The organism is Cryobacterium sp. Sr3 (assembly GCF_004402835.1).
Taxonomy (GTDB): domain Bacteria; phylum Actinomycetota; class Actinomycetes; order Actinomycetales; family Microbacteriaceae; genus Cryobacterium; species Cryobacterium sandaracinum.
In genome coordinates this window covers 58580-73727 of the sequence record NZ_SOFA01000033.1, presented here as the reverse complement: position 1 = coordinate 73727, position 15148 = coordinate 58580, and the positions used below count along the sequence as shown (strand labels likewise).

The window sequence follows — 15148 nt, the reverse complement described above, 5'->3', positions numbered from 1 at the left end:
GTGCGGGTCCAACACCTTTCGCTGACCGACTTTCGCAACTATGCGCAGGTCGAGGTGCCGTTCGCGCCGGGACCCAATCTGATCGTGGGCCGGAATGGGCAGGGAAAGACGAATCTCGTCGAGGCCTTGGGATTCCTCAGTACCCTCAGTTCGCACCGGGTCTCCAACACGTCCGCCATGATCAGGGCCGGTCGCGACGCCGGCATCATCCGGGCCAAGCTCGAGTTCAACGGCCGCGAGATCCTGACCGAGGTGCAGATCAACCGCTCGGGCTTGAACCGGGCCCAAGTCAACCGGTCGGTGATCAAGACTCGAGAACTCCCACGTTTTTTCTCCAGCGTGCTCTTCGCCCCTGAAGACCTGGCACTGGTTCGGGGTGACCCGTCCGGGCGCCGGCGATTCCTCGACCAATTGCTCGTGCTGCGCACCCCCCGGCTTAGCGGGGTTCTGGCCGACTACGACCGGGTGCTGCGCCAGCGGAATACGCTGCTGAAGTCGGCGCGGGCCTCGGGGGTGCGAACCACCCAGCTTGGAACACTCGAGATCTGGGACGATCGCCTCGTTGCTCTCGGCTCCGAGATCATCGACGAGCGGGCCGAACTCGTTCGCCTGCTCGGGCCACCCCTGGGTGCTGCGTACCGGGCGGTCGCGGGGGAAGACCATGGGCCGATGCTGGTTCCATCGCTCAGCATCCTGGGTGCAGACGAGGATGCAGCGATGGAGGCGATGGCCTCGACGGGCTCGGTTCCCACCGGTTCGGTTTCGTCAGCCTCGGTTTCGACAGGATCGACCACCGGGGATTCGTTTCGCACGGCACTGGCCGCCCTTCGTCGCAAGGAGCTCGACCGGGGTATGACCCTGGTCGGACCGCATCGGGACGACCTGGTCTTCGCGCTCAATGCACTGCCCGCCAAGGGCTATGCCAGCCATGGTGAGTCGTGGTCGTTCGCCCTCGCCCTGAAACTCGCCTCGGCGGAGCTGCTGCGCCGGGACTCGACGACGGGCGACCCGGTCCTGATCCTCGACGACGTCTTCGCCGAACTGGATCTGAGCCGCCGGAGACGTCTGGCCGCCGCCGTCACCGGTTTCGAACAGGTCCTGATCACCGCGGCGGTACTCGAAGACGTGCCGGAAGAACTCACCGAGCACACCATCCACATCCATGCCGGGGCGGTCGTCGATGGCTGAGCCGAGTGAGGCCTCCCGGGTCTACCTGCGCTTCAAGGATGTATTCGGTGACCCAAACGCCAAGCGCAGCCGCGCCCGACGGCGTCCTGGAGCCGAAATCGGCTCGAGCGTTCCGTTCGGTGCGGGCCGGGATCCTCGGGGACTGAGCGATACGATCAACTCGCTCACGCTGCAGCTGGGTTGGAATTCACCACTGGCCCAATCGGAGCTGCTTGCTTCCTGGACCCTGCTGGCCGGCGAGGAGACGTCGAAACACTCGACCCCGGTCGGAATCGACGAGGGCGTTCTGACGGTGCAGTGCGAGTCGACGGCCTGGGCGACGCAGCTGCGCATGATGCGGGTGGAGATAATGACGCATATCGCCGTGAAGTATCCGGACGCAGGCATCGAGTCGATCCGTTTTCAAGGACCTAACGCCCCCTCCTGGAAAAAGGGTCCCAGATCAATTCCAGGGCGCGGTCCACGCGATACCTATGGGTAACTGGCCAAAACAGGTCAACCCGGTGCATTAAACGCCGCAGATGCCCGATTTGGCCCGCAGTGCTTGGCGTCTTTGGTAGGCTAAAGGGTCGCCCGCGCGACGGTCAGGAGCCCCATTACAGATGTCAGTTGACCCACAGATCGAGCCGGAGCACGGATACGGCGCAGACGATATCCAAGTTCTCGAGGGACTTGAAGCCGTTCGTAAACGACCCGGAATGTATATCGGGTCCACCGGACCTCGCGGTCTGCATCACCTCGTCTACGAGATCGTGGACAACTCAGTCGACGAGGCCCTCGCCGGTTATTGCGACACCATCGACATTAAGATCCTGTCGGATGGCGCGGTTCGCGTCGCCGACAACGGCCGCGGAATCCCGGTCGACATTCACAAGGCGGAGGGCCGCTCGACCGTCGAGGTCGTGCTCACCGTGCTGCACGCCGGAGGCAAGTTCGGCGGCGGAGGGTACGCGGTGTCCGGCGGTCTGCACGGCGTGGGCAGCTCGGTTGTCAACGCGCTGTCCAGCCGCCTCGAGGTGGAGGTACGCCGTCAGGGTCACGTCTGGCGCCAGAGCTTCCACGACGGCGTGCCCAACGCTCCCCTCACCATGGACGAGTCGTCGGATGCAACCGGCACCACCATCACGTTCTGGCCAAGTTCGGAGACCTTTGAGACCACGGACTTCGACTTTGAGACTCTGCGAGCCCGCTTCCAGCAGATGGGCTTCCTGAATAAGGGACTCAGCCTCACGCTCACCGACGAGCGCCCGCAGAACCTCGACGACGAGGGCACGCCGGTCACCAGGACCTTCCTCTACGAGAACGGCCTTGTCGACTACGTCGAATATCTCAACCGGGCCAAGAAAGCCGACCTGGTCAACGACGAGATCATCTCGTTCGAGTGGGAAGATCACGAACGCAAGATGGCGCTTGAAGTGGCCATGCAGTGGACCACCGCCTACACCGAGAGCGTGCACACCTACGCGAACACGATCAACACCCACGAGGGAGGCACCCACGAGGAGGGCTTCCGCGCCGCGCTCACCACCCTCGTCAACAAATACGCCCGGGAAAAGGGCATCCTGAAGGAAAAAGACGACAACCTCACCGGTGACGACGTGCGCGAGGGCCTGACCGCCGTGGTCTCGATCAAGCTCGCCGAACCGCAGTTCGAGGGACAGACGAAGACCAAGCTGGGCAACACCGAGGCGAAGTCCTTCGTGCAGAAGGTCGCCAACGACCAGCTATCCGACTGGTTCAACCGCAACCCCAACCCGGCGCGGGAAATCATCCGCAAGGCGCTTCAAGCTTCGAACGCACGGATGGCCGCCCGCAAAGCGCGAGAGACCGCCCGGCGCAAGGGACTCCTCGAGGGTGGCGGCATGCCCGGCAAGCTTAAGGACTGCCAGAGCAAGGACCCATCGCTTTCCGAGATCTTCATCGTGGAGGGTGACTCGGCCGGCGGATCCGCCGTGCAGGGCCGCAACCCCGAGTTTCAGGCGATTCTGCCCCTGCGGGGCAAGATCCTGAACGTGGAGAAGGCCCGGCTCGACCGTGCCCTCGGCAACGCCGAGGTTCAGGCTATGATCACGGCCTTCGGCGCCGGCATGGGCGAAGAGTTCAACCCCGACAAGGTGCGGTACCACAAGATCGTTTTGATGGCCGACGCCGATGTCGACGGCCAGCACATCACGACCCTGCTGCTCACATTGCTCTTCCGGTATATGCGGCCACTTATCGATCTCGGATATGTCTACCTGGCCCAGCCGCCGTTGTACCGCCTCAAATGGGCGAACTCGGCACACGAGTACGTCTACTCCGACCGAGAGCGCGACGCGCTCCTCGAAGACGGAGCCGCGGCCGGCAAGCGCATTCCGAAGGACAACGGGATCCAGCGCTACAAGGGTCTGGGCGAGATGGACTACAAGGAGCTGTGGGAAACCACGATGGCACCCGAGTCCCGCACCCTGCTGCAGGTCACCCTCGACGATGCTGCCGCCGCCGACGAAATCTTCTCCACTTTGATGGGCGAAGACGTCGAGTCCCGCCGTAACTTCATCCAGAAAAACGCGAAGGACGTGCGTTTCCTTGACATCTGACCACTCCGACACCGGCGGCACCTCGGGCGAGGGCCCCGACGGGACCGACATGGACGCCGCGTCCCTGGCAGCAGACACCGCGGCCAAGGCTGCGCACCTCGTGCAGCACGGCAAGATCGATCAGGTCGACCTGCAGCTGGAAATGCAACGCTCCTACCTCGACTACGCGATGAGCGTCATCGTCGGGCGCGCGCTGCCCGACGTGCGCGACGGCATGAAGCCCGTGCACCGTCGCGTCATCTACGCCATGTTCGACGGCGGCTACCGTCCGGACAAGGCGTTCTCCAAGTGTGCTCGCGTGGTGGGCGACGTGATGGGGCAGTTTCACCCCCACGGTGACTCCTCGATCTACGACGCGCTCGTGCGACTCGTGCAGCCTTGGAGCCTTCGTTATCCGCTGGCCCTCGGGCAAGGCAACTTCGGCTCCCCCGGCAACGACGGCGCCGCAGCCCCACGGTACACCGAAACGAAGATGGCCCCGCTCGCTCTCGAGATGGTGCGCGACATCGACGAGGACACCGTCGACTTCCAGGACAACTACGACGGCCGCACACTCGAGCCCACCGTGTTGCCCTCCCGCTTCCCTAACCTGCTGGTCAACGGCTCGGTCGGCATCGCCGTGGGTATGGCCACAAACATCCCGCCGCACAACCTGCGCGAGGTGGCGGCCGGCGCCCTGTGGTACCTGCAGAACCCCGACGCGACCCGCGATGAACTGCTCGAAGCGCTGATCCAGCGCATCAAGGGCCCCGACTTCCCCACCGGCGCTCAGATCCTCGGCATCAAGGGCATCCAGGATGCCTATCGCACCGGCCGTGGTTCCATCACCATGCGTGCCGTGGTGAGCATCGAGGAGCTCCAGGGTCGCACCTGCCTGGTGATCACCGAGCTGCCCTACCAGGTCAACCCGGACAACCTCGCGATCAAGATCGCCGACCTGGTCAAGGACGGCAAGATCGGCGGCATCGCCGACATCCGTGACGAAACCAGTGGCCGCACGGGCCAGCGCCTTGTGATCGTTCTCAAGCGCGACGCGGTGGCGAAGGTCGTGCTGAACAACCTCTACAAGCACACCCAGCTGCAGGAGAACTTCGGCGCGAACATGTTGGCCATCGTCGACGGGGTGCCGCGCACCCTGTCCCTCGACGGCTTCATTAACGCGTGGGTCGCCCATCAGGTCGAGGTCATCGTGCGGCGCACCCAGTTCCGCCTGAAGAAAGCCGAAGCGGATGCGCACATCCTGCGCGGCTATCTCAAGGCCCTCGACGCGCTCGACGAGGTGATCGCCCTCATCCGTCGCTCCCCCACCGTCGACGACGCTCGTATCGGCCTGATGGAACTGCTGGACGTGGACAAGCTCCAGGCCGATGCGATCCTGACCATGCAGCTGCGACGTCTAGCTGCTCTGGAACGTCAGAAGATCATCGATCAGGCTGCCGAGTTGGAACTGCAGATCGTGGAGTTCCAGTCAATCTTGGCCAGCCCGGAGCGTCAGCGCACCATCATCAGCGATGAGCTCACCGAGATCACCGACAAGTTCGGCGACGACCGGCGCACCGAGATCATGTTCGGCTTCGACGGTGACATGTCGATCGAGGACCTCATCCCCGAAGAGGAGATGGTGGTCACGGTTACCCGCGGCGGCTACATCAAGCGCACGCGCAGTGACAATTACCGCAATCAGCACCGCGGCGGCAGGGGTGTCAAGGGAGCCCAGCTGCGGGCGGACGACGTGGTCGAGCACTTCTTCGTCACGACCACGCACCACTGGCTGCTGTTCTTCACGAACACCGGACGCGTCTACCGGGCCAAGGCCTACGAAGCGCAGGAATCCGGCCGGGACGCGAAGGGCCAGCACGTCGCCAACCTGCTCGCGCTGCAGCCGGGTGAGGAGATCGCGCAGATCCTGGACATTCGCGACTACGGCGTGGCCCAGTACCTGACGCTTGCGACCCGCGACGGCCTGATTAAGAAGACCGAGCTGCGCGAATACGACACGAACCGCACGGGCGGCATCATCGCGATCAAGCTGCGCGAGGGCGATGAACTTGTCTCGGCCCTGCTGGTCGAAAACGACTCCGACCTGCTGCTCGTCTCCAAAAAAGGAATGTCGATCCGGTTTACGGCGTCGGATGAGGCGTTGCGCCCGATGGGACGCAGCACCTCCGGCGTCATCGGAATGCACTTTCGCGGCGAGGACAGCCTGCTGGACGCATCCGTGGTCTCGGGCGACGGCTATGTGTTCGTCGTGACCGAGGGCGGTTACGCCAAGCGCACCGCAGCCGACCAGTACCGCCTCCAGAACCGAGGCGGCCTGGGCATCAAGGTGGCCAAGCTCAACGACGACCGTGGCGACCTGGTGGGTTCGTTGATCGTCGACGAGGAAGACGAGGTGCTCGTGGTACTTGCCAGCGGCAAGGTGGTACGCTCTGACGTCTCCGAAGTCCCGGCCAAGGGACGGGACACAATGGGCGTTGTTTTCGCTAAGTTTGCGGATGAAGACAGAATCATCGCCATTGCGAAAAACACCGAGCGCAATCTGGTGGCCGAGATTCTCGCGGCCGAACCGGAAAACGCCTTGGGAGAGGAAGAACCTGTAAATGAGTAGTGTCGCCGAAAAGCTCGCCAAGAAATCCAGCCGCAAGCCGGCCGCGACCAAGCAGGTGCGGCTCAAGCTCGTCTACGTGGATTTCTGGTCGGCTGTCAAACTGTCTTTCCTGATCGCTCTGTGCCTGGGCATCGTCACGATCGTGGCCACGTTCCTGATCTTTACGATCCTGAACGGAACGGGCATCTTCGGCAAGGTCGATGACCTCTACACCGATATCGCCGGCGCCTCGTCCGATCTGGCCAGTATCCTGTCCATCGGGAACGTGATGGGCTTCGCCTTCGTCGTGGCCATCTTGAACACGGTCGTCATCACTGCGCTGGGAGCCGTGTACGCGGTTCTGTACAACCTGAGTGTGAAAATCACCGGCGGCTTGCTCGTCGGATTCACCAACAACTAGTCGTCGGATGTTGCCGGTCGGGTCGCTTTGCGGCTCGATTGGGACAATCCCGCCGAATCGGGTAGTCTCAAACCTGCCCATTAGGGGGATATAGCTCAGTTGGTTAGAGCGCTTCGCTGATAACGAAGAGGTCCCAGGTTCAAATCCCGGTATCCCCACGCAAGAAAAGTTTTGACACCGCGGCATGCAATCCCCGTGATCATGCGGGGCCATAGCTCAATTGGTAGAGCGCCTGCTTTGCAAGCAGGAGGTCCGGGGTTCGATTCCCCGTGGCTCCACAAGGAAGAACGCCCGGCCCCTTTCTTTGGGGCCGGGCGTTCTCCATTTATCGGCCCTCAGTCACTTTCGCACAGCTTTACCCTGCGATTTGGTACGGTGAGGCGCATGTCAGCCAGTAACCGCCCCGCACCAGCCGCCGCAATGCCGCCCTCCCGGCCCACGGCCGACAGGCTCGCGATCACGGCCCTCTGGATGGGCATTGTGGCCTTCGCCGGCGGCTGGCTCCCGGTTCTCGGCCTGTTGCTCGCGATCGTAGGGAGTGTGCTCGGCATTATCGCGCTGCGGCGCTCGAATCGCCGGGAGCTGGCACAGATCGGGCTGATCCTCTCGATCGTCGCTGCGCTGTTCAATGTGGTCATCGACGTGATTGTCGTCATGTCGATTCTGACGCAGCTCGAAGAACTCGAGGGTGCCTCGACGACTCTTCTCGGCTGAGCCGGCAACCCGAAAAAAAAGGGGAGTGCCCGCATCCCCTGGATGCGGGCCCTCCCCTGGTGTTGCGGTGCTGCGGTCTAGTCTTCGACTGATGTGGCGGCGGCGGGATCATCTTCAGCGACCCACAGCTCGTCGTCGGCGCGGAAGGTCTGCCAGACGGCGTAGGCGACGCCTGCGGCGGCGGCCAGGGCAACGCCGAGTGCGATGTAGGTGCCGGCGCCAGGACCCTTGTTCTCTAGCACGACAGGCTTCTGGAACCGCACGCGGTTCAGTGCCGCACGAACGCGGGCGTCGCGGGCAACGTCCCCGACGCTCATCACCGAGCCGATGGCCGTGCCGATTCCGCTGCCGATTCCGGGCAACACCCGGTCGATGACCTGGTGGCGAACACCTTCGGCGAGATCCTGAGTGGCCTGCACTCCAGGGCGCAAAAGGTGCTCATAGCTTTCACGCACGCGCGGAGCTACTTCCTCACGGGTGAGGATGCCGGCCTGGCGGCTGGCCTCTCTTGCAATGGCGTTGGCACGCTCGAGCACTTCCTGCTGGTTGTTCCATAATTCGTCTGCGCTCTTACGCAGCCGAGTAAGTTCCTTGCGGCGCTTGCGTGACAGGCTCATCTGGACCCTCCATCGATGTCATGTGGCGAACACTGTCCATCTTGCCACGCAATCGTCTGGGAGGGCTCTGGGTGGAGCCGGTGTTGATCGGAATCCACTAATCCGGCTGTGCAAGAATTGACTCCATGTCTAAGCACACCGCCGTCGCAACGCTCAATACCACCCTCGGACCGATCAAGGTCAACCTCTTCGGCAATCACGCGCCGAAGACCGTCAAGAACTTCGTCGGTCTCGCAACCGGCGAGATCGAGTGGAAGCACCCCGCCACCGGTCAAACCTCCAACGCACCTCTCTACGACGGTACGGTCTTCCACCGCATCATCAAGGACTTCATGATCCAGGCCGGCGACCCGCTCGGCCAGGGCACCGGTGGACCGGGCTACCAGTTCGACGATGAAATCAACTCGGACCTCGACTTCACACAGCCGTACGTGCTCGCAATGGCGAACGCCGGTATCCAGGGCGGACGCGGAACCAACGGTTCGCAGTTCTTCATCACCGTCGTGCCGACGACTTGGCTGCAGGGCAAGCACACCATCTTCGGTGCCGTCGAAGACGAGGAGTCCCGTGCGATCGTCGCCAAGCTCGCGACCGTGCCCACCGACGGCCGCGACCGTCCGCAGACCGAAGTCGTCATCGAGAGCGTCACCGTCGAGCAGGTCTAGGCTCCGCCTACGATGACAGGCCTGCCCGGAACCGCCGCTAACTTCTGCTACCGGCATCCGGGCAGGCAGAGTTACATCCTCTGCCAGCGCTGCGGCCGCACAATCTGCCCTGACTGCCAGACTCAGGGCGCCGTCGGCGTGATCTGCCCCGAGTGCATGAACGAACAGCGCAGGAATGCCCCGCGCACCAAGCCGGCCATCCTGACCCGGCTGAAGAGCACCTCGCACCCGGTGACCACAGTGATCATCGGCGTCACACTGGCGATATACCTGCTGCAGTTCATCCTGGGTGCTGGTTTCACCAGCCTCCTCTGGTACGCGGGCGTTTACTCCTCTCCCGGGAGCTTTGAGCCCTGGCGCATGCTGACGAGCGTGCTCGTGCACGGCTCCATCTTCCACGTACTGCTGAACATGTACACGCTCTGGATCTTCGGTCAGATCCTTGAGGGAATGCTCGGTCGTGGCCGTTTCCTCGCCCTGTACGTGCTGAGCGGCCTCGCCGGATCCCTGGGCGTCCTGTTCCTGTCCGACCCCCGGATTCCCGTTGTCGGCGCCTCCGGCGCCATCTTCGGCCTGATGGGCGCGTTCCTGATCATCCAGCGACGCCTGGGCGGCAACGCGACCCAGCTTTTGATCTTGGTCGGCATCAACCTGGTGATCGGATTCCTACCGGGGCTGAATGTGGCCTGGCAGGCGCACGTGGGCGGTCTGATCGCTGGTGCGGTGGTCGGGCTGATCTTCGTGCAGACCCGCCGCATCAAGCAGCAGCGGCTGCAGACCGTGCTGATAACGACTTTCGGGGCGTTTCTGGTGGTCGTCAGCGGTGCGATGTTCCTGACCTAGCTCGCCGAGTGAGCCCCGATTGCCCGGGGCAATGTGGGTTCGCGGAGGGTGGCGGAGAAGGTTGTTCCCGATACCGACGCAGGCGCGCAGGGGACCGCGGTACGGGCGGTACGTGCGGCCCAACCGCCGTGTCTGTCGAGCCCGAGGCCTGCAGCTACTCTGCCCGAACGAATTCGACGGAGATTCTTCGCTAAACAGCCCGTTTGGGCTGAGAAACAGGTGTTTGACCCAGAATCTCCGTCGAATTGGTTCGACGCCGGGCACGGCGCTCCGCCGGGGATGAACGCGTGCCCGCAGTGCGGTCAGCCCGCGACCTTCCGGGAGCGACACAACCAAACGATGAGGACTCACTCCCCTAGGAAGTGGCTTCGGCCGCCTGATCACGCAGATAGCCGGCGAATCCTTCTGGAGTGCGCCCGGCGAGGCGACCGGAGGTAACAACGGGGATCAGTTCGGTGCGAATCTCGCTCACCCGGAGACCACGCAGGGCGGAGACCAGCCGCACGTCCTCATGCCCGTCGACGCGCGCGAATTCTCCGGCGTGCAAATACCGGTCGGCGCGCACTCCGAGGTTCGCACCGTGCACATAGGTGTGGCCCTCGACCAGGCGGTGCTGGGCGTCCCACCGTTCCCTGCCTCCGTCGGACAACCCCTCGTCGGGAACCACGGTTCCGAGGACGAGATCGATGGAGTTGCGGGCGAATGCGAGCTGAACGGTCAGCCAGTTCGGCGGCACAGCGGAGTCGGCATCCGTCGTCGCGATCCACGTCGCCGAGGTGAACCGGTCAGAGGTCGGCACAAGGTGCCGCACCCCGGCGCGGCGGGCAACGCCGACGGCGCCACCGTTCGTCTGGATGCTCGCGAATATCGGCCACTCCGAGGCGACGTCGGCTGTACCATCGCTGCACCGGTCGAGCACGACCACGACGTCGATGACCGGCGGCGCCTGACCGGCCACCCCGCCGACCTCTCCGACGGCCACGGCCAATGCCGACAGGCATCTCGGCAGGAGCTCCTCCTCATTGCGGGCCGGTACCACGACGATGATTCTGTCGATCGCGCCGCGGCCGCTCACGGAACCAGGCCTTCATGTTGTGCGACCGAGCGAGCCGGCGCGGCTTCGAACACCTCGAGCAGGAAGTCGCGTTCCCGATGCTCAACCGTGCGCTCGAACCCGGCCAGCCTGCCGAGCTCTGCGTGCACCTGGTCGCCGGCCAGTGGATATTCCGGCACCGGATGCCGCCAGTGGCAGGCCACGAGCACACCACCGGCAGCAAGGCTATCGCGGCATCGCCCGAGAACCGCTCGCAATTCCTCCGCCGAGAAGTAGTACCCGACCTCGGAGAACACGATGAGATCGAAGGAGCCCTCCGGCCACTCGGTGGGCAGGGTGAGCCGTGCGAAAGTGACGCTGGGGCGTGATACCAGCCGGGCGCGGGCGACTTGGAGCGGCTGCTCGGCGATGTCGACCGCGGCGACAGTGTCGCACCGGTCGGCAAGACCAGCCGTCAGCATGCCGATCGAGCAGCCCAGTTCCAGCGCCGCTCGGTAGCGTTTCCGAGGCAGCGCCGACAGGGTCAGTGACCGCTTGCGCTCCTCGTACCAGCGAGTTTCGAAACTCCACGGGTCACGGTTCCCGGCGTAGAACTCCTCGAAGAAATCCCCGGCCAGACTCGCTCTATTCCCCGACTCTTTCTCAGTTTCGATCTCGATGAAAATCTCATACTCGCGTTCGAAGTGCGCACCGAAGGCCGCCTGGATGATCGCTTCGTCGCCGGGCAGCTCGGACAGCGGCTGCACCTGACTGATGTGCAGAGCCATTGCCCTAGATTTACGCCGACGGTCTTCGGGCGCCAGGTCAAGGGTTCGCAGCACGCCGTCCGACCAGATCGGGTCCCCCGGGGTGGACCAGTGCCAGGCCCAAATCGGGTATTCGAAGAGGCTGACACCTCGGCCGCGGGCCGCGTGGCGGGCGGCCTCGGCCGCCGCCGCATGGTCAGGATGGCCGTCCAGGCTCCAGGGGGCGACCAACCAGGTTCCCGGCCCGCCGGCCCCGAGTTCGACGGAAATCGCCCGGGACGCCTCCTCCGGGCGCTCGGCGAGGGATCCGTCGGGGAGCTCGACCAGGCGCACCAGGGCCGTGGGCGCCAGGGCGGTGACGGCAGCCGTCACCTCAACCCGGCGCAATTCCGCAAGCCGCCCGGGGTCGTGCGTACGGGACCGGGGATGGGAGGCCTCACCATTGGTGAGCACCACAACCGTCACCGGAACTCCGGCTCCCCCGGCCCGGGCGATCAGCCCGCCGGCACCGAGCGTTTCGTCGTCGGGATGCGACGCGACCACGACGAGTCGGCGCAATCCGTCGATGCGCAGTGCCTGCACGCCGGCCGCATCACCGTGCACCGCCGTCCACACGGTTTCGGCCGTGCCAGCATCCGTGTGACTGAAGCTCACCACGGGGATACCCCGGCGTCCCGTAGTCGGCGGCCGAGCGCCGCGTCGTCCCGTTCGGCGTGGTGCTGGCGAACGTAGAGCTGCAGATCGGCGATGCGCCCGGCGTGCCGAGCGTCGAAGGCGAGCGGCGCGGGGCCGAGCGCGTGGCCCGTGCGGGTGATCACCTCGTCGACCGTTCGCGCGACCTGGCCGCGCACCCGCGCTGCCAGGAGTGCGCCCTGGTCGCCGACGGCGTCCCCGGCGTCGATCGCCGCCGCGGCGGCAGCCAGGGAGGTCCCGGCGGCGGTCAGTGCGAGGTCGAGGGCGCCCAGGTGCGCGAGCGCGATCTGATCGGGCTCTCGCTCGAGTACGGACTCCCAGACCCGCCTGGCCAGACCCACGGCGCCACCCCACCAGCAGGCCGCGACGCCGATCCCACCCCAGGCGAAGCCCGGTCTGCGGAGGTACCAGCCGTCGTCGCCGACCGGCCGGGCCATAGTGCCTCGGAACTCGACCGGTCCGCTCGGCACGGCGGGGAGCCCTCGGCTCACCCAGGTGTCCGTGCGGACGGTAATACCGGGGTCGGCCAGGTCGACCACGAACAGCCGCTGGGTGGTGGCCGCGGTGTTCGCCGTGACCAGGGCGTGGCTGAGCGAGCCGGCGAGCGAGCACCAGGGTTTCGTGCCGTCGAGACGCCACCGTGCGCCGCCGACCGGTCTCGCCTCGAGACGAGACCCCGCGGCCTCGGCGGCGAAGACGCCCCAGCTCGGTTCCGGGCTGCCCCCCGCGACGAGCCCGGCCGGATGCAGGGCGGCCTGGTCGAGGATGGCGAGGGCGTCCAGGTGCGCCTCGGCTACCCGCGCGGCCGTGAGGTCCGCGGCGGCCAGGGAAGCCAGGGTTTCAAGCAGGCGCAGCGTTCGCCCTGACCCTGGTCGGGGAACGGAGCCGCCGAGCGCGCGGGAGAGCTCCAGGGCCCGCCCCGCGTCTCCGTTCACTGCGAAGGCAGCCGTTGCGGCGTCGCGCAGGCTGGACTCCGCCGTGCGTTTCCCGGGCACGGTCAGCCAGGTCGGTCCCGGACTTTCTATCCTCGTCAAACCGACCTCCTGGTTTGGTACCGACCACACCAGGCTCCGTGTGCAGGTGCGTGAAACAGGAGGCGCAGCTTCCGTCTCAGGCCCTGCCGGCTGGCCTGGTCGGGGCCTTGGCCGGCGCCTTGCGCGGGGTGCGGTTCTCGGCGCTGACCATCCAGGCGTACTGTTCCAGCTTCTCGATAAAGCCGTGCAGGATGTCGGCGCTCGTCGGGTCTTCCTCGTCGACCGCGTCGTGAACGGCACGGATGTTGTCGACCGCCGCGTCGAGGCGTTCGGTGACCAGGCCGACGGTCTCCGAGGTGTCCACCTCTCCGGCGGGGAACTTGGGCAGGTGGGTGGTCGCCGTGACCGTCTCGCTTCGGCCGTCCGGCAGGGCGTCGAGCGCGCGCATCCGCTCGGCCAGCTGGTCGGTGAATAGTCGGGCATCGTCGATGATCTCGTCGAGCTGGAGGTGCAGGTCCCGGAAGTTCTTGCCCACGACGCTCCAGTGCGCCTGCTTGCCTTGCACGTGCAGCTCGATCAGGTCGACGAGAACGGACTGAAGGTTGGAGCCGAGTTCTGCTGATGCTTTCATGAGTTACGCCTCTTCTCACACAGCGGAAACACGTCTCGACCGCGTCTCGGCCGGTGCCCCCGCTTGGTTTCACACAGCACCTTAGCAGGTGCACAATGTGAGACACAGTGCCGGGATTCAGCGAGCGGTTCGGCCGCGGTCGCCTCCCGGAAAAGTTATCCACAGGTTTGTCCACATGGGGATAATTACACCGTTGTCATTATCCCGTCGCGGGGGTGCGGGACGGGGTCTCGACAGGTGTGACAACCGGGCCGGATAAGGGCGGGATCAGCGCCAGCGGGTGGTCATCAGGAAGCCGACGAAGGCGATCCCGAAACCGACCAGAATGTTCCACGACCCGAAACCAGCGACGGGCAGCGTTCCCTGGCTCACGTAGAAGACGATGATCCAGGCCAGCCCGATGAGCATGAAACCGAACATCACCGGCTTGAACCACACGGCGTTCGGACCGGCCTCGCCGGAGCGGGCGACCTCGGTGCGGGCGGGCTTGCTGCGGGGATTCGAGCGTGACATGCCTGCGATTCTAGCGTCTTTGGCTGGATCGACCGGCAGGCGCCCGGCAGAGAGGACCCACCTCCCCGATTAGAATTGAGACCATGTCCGAGCGAGCAGATCAGCCTCCCGCAGAGGCGACCCGCCACGCCCCCCGCCACAAGAGTCGCCCGCGACTCAGTGCCGTGGGGATCATCGGCGAGGTGCTCATCACGGCCGGCGTTCTCGTGCTCGCATTCCTGGGCTGGCAACTCTGGTGGAATGACATGATTATGGCCGGTCAGCAGTCGAAGGCGGCGGCCGAGATCAGCCAGACCTGGATTGACGACGAGCGGTCCAGTCGCGATCAGGCCGCGGATACCCCGCAGACAACCGACCCGGGGGAGTCGGCCCCGGCCGACTTCGGTGACCCGGTCGTCCGTGAGGCTCCCCCCAGCGCCCAATCCTTCGCCGTGCTCTACGTGCCGCGATTCGGGGCGGACTATCACCGGTCCATCGCCGAGGGGATCGGTAACAATGTGCTCAACAGCTCCCGGTCGGGGATCGGCCACTACCCCGACACCCAGATGCCCGGTGAGGTCGGCAACTTCGCCCTGGCGGCGCACCGCAGCGCTAACGGCGGTGGCATGCACCTGATCAACGAACTCCAGCTGGGCGACGCGATCTACGTTCAGACCGCCGACGGCTATTACACCTACCGGTTCCGCGACCTCGAGTACGTCGCCCCGACCGCGGTCGATGTGATCGCGCCGGTGCCGCACAATCCGGATGTGGCGCCCGTCGACCGGTTCATCACGCTCACGAGCTGCAATCCCCTGCTCTCCACGGCCGAGCGCATCATCGCGTACGGTGTTCTCGAGGCGTGGCAACCGACATCTGCCGGCCCGCCGGCCGAAGTCGCGACCGTTATCAATGCCCAGGCCCAGGCCCAGGCCCAGGGCTAG

The 15148-nt window shown here is 65.1% G+C and carries 15 protein-coding genes and 2 tRNA genes; 11 read left to right on the top strand and 6 right to left on the bottom strand.

What is annotated here, in order from left to right:
• From recF to E3N94_RS09305, 8 genes are all read left to right on the top strand, one after another.
• Window positions 1–1188 carry a DNA replication/repair protein RecF gene (recF, locus tag E3N94_RS09340; RefSeq protein WP_134342737.1) on the top strand — a complete coding sequence of 396 codons (1188 nt, stop codon included), beginning with the start codon at window positions 1–3 and terminating at the stop codon, window positions 1186–1188.
• Entirely contained in the window at window positions 1181–1669 is a 489-nt protein-coding gene (locus E3N94_RS09335; RefSeq protein ID WP_233194112.1) for a DciA family protein, read from the top strand. The genes recF and E3N94_RS09335 overlap by 8 nt, the downstream gene beginning before the upstream one ends.
• Before the next feature lie 121 nt (window positions 1670–1790).
• A complete protein-coding gene (gyrB, locus tag E3N94_RS09330; protein ID WP_134570120.1) occupies window positions 1791–3767 on the top strand; it encodes a DNA topoisomerase (ATP-hydrolyzing) subunit B in 1977 nt (658 codons plus the stop codon).
• A 49-nt stretch (window positions 3768–3816) separates the two neighbouring features.
• Window positions 3817–6375 (top strand): DNA gyrase subunit A, encoded by a 2559-nt coding sequence (gyrA, locus tag E3N94_RS09325; protein WP_134570146.1) that lies wholly within the window; start codon window positions 3817–3819, stop codon window positions 6373–6375.
• Window positions 6368–6775: a DUF3566 domain-containing protein gene (locus tag E3N94_RS09320; RefSeq protein WP_104100639.1), complete on the top strand. Its 408-nt coding sequence runs from the start codon at window positions 6368–6370 to the stop codon at window positions 6773–6775. The genes gyrA and E3N94_RS09320 overlap by 8 nt, the downstream gene beginning before the upstream one ends.
• 84 nt (window positions 6776–6859) lie before the next feature.
• Window positions 6860–6933: transfer RNA gene (locus tag E3N94_RS09315), tRNA-Ile, on the top strand.
• A gap of 47 nt (window positions 6934–6980) precedes the next feature.
• Window positions 6981–7053 (top strand) — tRNA-Ala (locus E3N94_RS09310).
• Window positions 7054–7159: 106 nt separating this feature from the next.
• A complete protein-coding gene (locus tag E3N94_RS09305) occupies window positions 7160–7489 on the top strand; it encodes a hypothetical protein (RefSeq protein WP_134401969.1) in 330 nt (109 codons plus the stop codon).
• A 77-nt stretch (window positions 7490–7566) separates the two neighbouring features.
• On the opposite strand, the gene E3N94_RS09300 is transcribed toward E3N94_RS09305, so the two are convergent.
• Entirely contained in the window at window positions 7567–8106 is a 540-nt protein-coding gene (locus tag E3N94_RS09300; protein ID WP_104100637.1) for a hypothetical protein, read from the bottom strand.
• Window positions 8107–8231: 125 nt separating this feature from the next.
• Between E3N94_RS09300 and E3N94_RS09295 the strand changes: the two genes are divergently transcribed.
• Window positions 8232–8771: a peptidylprolyl isomerase gene (locus tag E3N94_RS09295; protein ID WP_104100636.1), complete on the top strand. Its 540-nt coding sequence runs from the start codon at window positions 8232–8234 to the stop codon at window positions 8769–8771.
• Window positions 8772–8783: 12 nt separating this feature from the next.
• Window positions 8784–9614, top strand: coding sequence for a rhomboid family intramembrane serine protease (locus tag E3N94_RS09290; protein WP_104100635.1), 831 nt, complete (start codon window positions 8784–8786; stop codon window positions 9612–9614).
• 355 nt (window positions 9615–9969) lie between these two features.
• Here the strand turns inward: E3N94_RS09290 and E3N94_RS09285 are convergent, their stop codons facing one another.
• The 5 genes from E3N94_RS09285 to E3N94_RS09265 form a co-directional block, all read right to left on the bottom strand.
• On the bottom strand, window positions 9970–10689 hold the full coding sequence (locus E3N94_RS09285) for a glycosyltransferase family A protein (protein ID WP_134512295.1): 720 nt from the start codon (window positions 10687–10689) through the stop codon (window positions 9970–9972).
• Window positions 10686–12071, bottom strand: coding sequence for a bifunctional PIG-L family deacetylase/class I SAM-dependent methyltransferase (locus E3N94_RS09280; protein ID WP_134570119.1), 1386 nt, complete (start codon window positions 12069–12071; stop codon window positions 10686–10688). The genes E3N94_RS09285 and E3N94_RS09280 overlap by 4 nt, the downstream gene beginning before the upstream one ends.
• Entirely contained in the window at window positions 12065–13141 is a 1077-nt protein-coding gene (locus E3N94_RS09275) for an acyl-CoA dehydrogenase family protein (RefSeq protein WP_134570118.1), read from the bottom strand. Before E3N94_RS09275 ends, E3N94_RS09280 begins: the two co-directional genes overlap by 7 nt.
• A gap of 76 nt (window positions 13142–13217) precedes the next feature.
• Window positions 13218–13712 (bottom strand): DNA starvation/stationary phase protection protein, encoded by a 495-nt coding sequence (locus tag E3N94_RS09270; RefSeq protein WP_104100631.1) that lies wholly within the window; start codon window positions 13710–13712, stop codon window positions 13218–13220.
• A 267-nt stretch (window positions 13713–13979) separates the two neighbouring features.
• Window positions 13980–14225 carry a cell division protein CrgA gene (locus E3N94_RS09265; protein WP_104100630.1) on the bottom strand — a complete coding sequence of 82 codons (246 nt, stop codon included), beginning with the start codon at window positions 14223–14225 and terminating at the stop codon, window positions 13980–13982.
• Between the two features lie 83 nt (window positions 14226–14308).
• Here E3N94_RS09265 and E3N94_RS09260 point away from each other — a divergent pair, with 83 nt between their 5' ends.
• Window positions 14309–15148 carry a class E sortase gene (locus E3N94_RS09260; protein WP_134419609.1) on the top strand — a complete coding sequence of 280 codons (840 nt, stop codon included), beginning with the start codon at window positions 14309–14311 and terminating at the stop codon, window positions 15146–15148.

Coding starts and splice junctions, on each gene's coding strand:
- E3N94_RS09300 (WP_104100637.1), bottom strand. CDS start 8,106: ATGAGCCTGTCACGCAAGCGCCGCAAGGAACTTACTCGGCTGCGTAAG.
- gyrA (WP_134570146.1), top strand. CDS start 3,817: ATGGACGCCGCGTCCCTGGCAGCAGACACCGCGGCCAAGGCTGCGCAC.
- E3N94_RS09270 (WP_104100631.1), bottom strand. CDS start 13,712: ATGAAAGCATCAGCAGAACTCGGCTCCAACCTTCAGTCCGTTCTCGTC.
- E3N94_RS09290 (WP_104100635.1), top strand. CDS start 8,784: ATGACAGGCCTGCCCGGAACCGCCGCTAACTTCTGCTACCGGCATCCG.
- E3N94_RS09295 (WP_104100636.1), top strand. CDS start 8,232: ATGTCTAAGCACACCGCCGTCGCAACGCTCAATACCACCCTCGGACCG.
- E3N94_RS09335 (WP_233194112.1), top strand. CDS start 1,181: ATGGCTGAGCCGAGTGAGGCCTCCCGGGTCTACCTGCGCTTCAAGGAT.
- E3N94_RS09305 (WP_134401969.1), top strand. CDS start 7,160: ATGTCAGCCAGTAACCGCCCCGCACCAGCCGCCGCAATGCCGCCCTCC.
- E3N94_RS09265 (WP_104100630.1), bottom strand. CDS start 14,225: ATGTCACGCTCGAATCCCCGCAGCAAGCCCGCCCGCACCGAGGTCGCC.
- gyrB (WP_134570120.1), top strand. CDS start 1,791: ATGTCAGTTGACCCACAGATCGAGCCGGAGCACGGATACGGCGCAGAC.
- E3N94_RS09260 (WP_134419609.1), top strand. CDS start 14,309: ATGTCCGAGCGAGCAGATCAGCCTCCCGCAGAGGCGACCCGCCACGCC.
- E3N94_RS09320 (WP_104100639.1), top strand. CDS start 6,368: ATGAGTAGTGTCGCCGAAAAGCTCGCCAAGAAATCCAGCCGCAAGCCG.